The organism is Acinetobacter sp. YH12043, assembly GCF_013419915.1.
Classification (GTDB): domain Bacteria; phylum Pseudomonadota; class Gammaproteobacteria; order Pseudomonadales; family Moraxellaceae; genus Acinetobacter.
Genome location: NZ_VOZD01000064.1, coordinates 1 through 1,087, shown reverse-complemented (window position 1 = coordinate 1,087; position 1,087 = coordinate 1). Strand labels below are relative to the sequence as shown.

At 37.3% G+C, this 1,087-nt stretch carries 1 protein-coding gene; it reads left to right on the top strand.

Features of this window, described 5'->3' with window-relative positions; translation table 11 throughout:
* Positions 1-111 precede the first annotated feature (111 nt).
* Complete coding sequence (locus tag FTU01_RS15470) at positions 112-1,080, top strand: IS30 family transposase (protein WP_253105210.1); 969 nt, start codon at positions 112-114, stop codon at positions 1,078-1,080.
* Positions 1,081-1,087 lie beyond the last annotated feature (7 nt).

Genomic DNA, 1,087 nt, shown 5'->3' with positions numbered 1-1,087 from the left:
GGCAGAGTAAAACTTGAAGTGCGACATAAACCACCTAATTAATTTAAAGGGTTTATGGAGTATATAAAATTGTCATACCATCATCTTAACTTTGAAGATCGTACTGCATTAATGCTTGAGTCAAGAAAAGAAGGCTTTTCAGCCAGAAAATTTGCTGAACTCATTAAAAGACATCCTAGTACGATCTATCGTGAGCTTAAAAGAAATAGCATCAATGACGTTTATCAAGCTCAATATGCTTCTGATAACACCTTCGCTAGACGTAGACGCGGTCACAGAAAACTCAAAATCGACTCAATTCTCTGGAGATTTATTGTTGAAGCGATCCGTTGTTTATGGTCTCCTCAGCAAATAGCAAAGCGTTTAAAGACATTTCCTGATTTGGATCAAACAATGAATGTAAGCCATACAACGATTTATTCAACTATACGAGCATTACCAAAGGGTGAGTTGAAAAAAGACTTATTATCCTGTCTGCGTCATGAAAATAAAAAGCGAAAAGCTAACGGTGAACCTAAAAAAGATTCTATATTACAGGATATTAAAACTATTCATGAGCGCCCAGCCGAAGTTCAAGAAAGAAAAATACCGGGTCATTGGGAAGCCGATTTAATTAAAGGTAAAGACAATAAAAGTTCGATAGCAACACTTATTGAACGAAATACACGGCTCTGTATCTTGGCAACATTACCTGATGCAAAGGCAGAATCAGTGCGCAAGGCTTTAACTGAAGCTCTGAAATATTTACCTGCAGAACTACGTAAAACGTTGACCTATGACCGTGGACGTGAGATGTCAGAACATAAAATCCTCGAAGAAGATTTAGGCATAGATGTATATTTCTGTGACCCACATTCGCCATGGCAGAAAGGTACATGCGAAAATATGAATGGTTTAATTAGGCAATATTTACCTAAAGGGATTGATTTAAATCAGGCAGATCAGCATTATTTAAATCAAGTCGCTATGTCACTGAATACTCGTCCTAGAAAAGCGTTAGATTGGCTTACACCATTAGAGAAATTTGCTCAGCTTGTTGATTATCATAAGGCTTTTGAAACTGTCGCACCTCATGTTTGAATTCGCC

Coding starts and splice junctions, on each gene's coding strand:
- FTU01_RS15470 (WP_253105210.1), top strand. CDS start 112: ATGCTTGAGTCAAGAAAAGAAGGCTTTTCAGCCAGAAAATTTGCTGAA.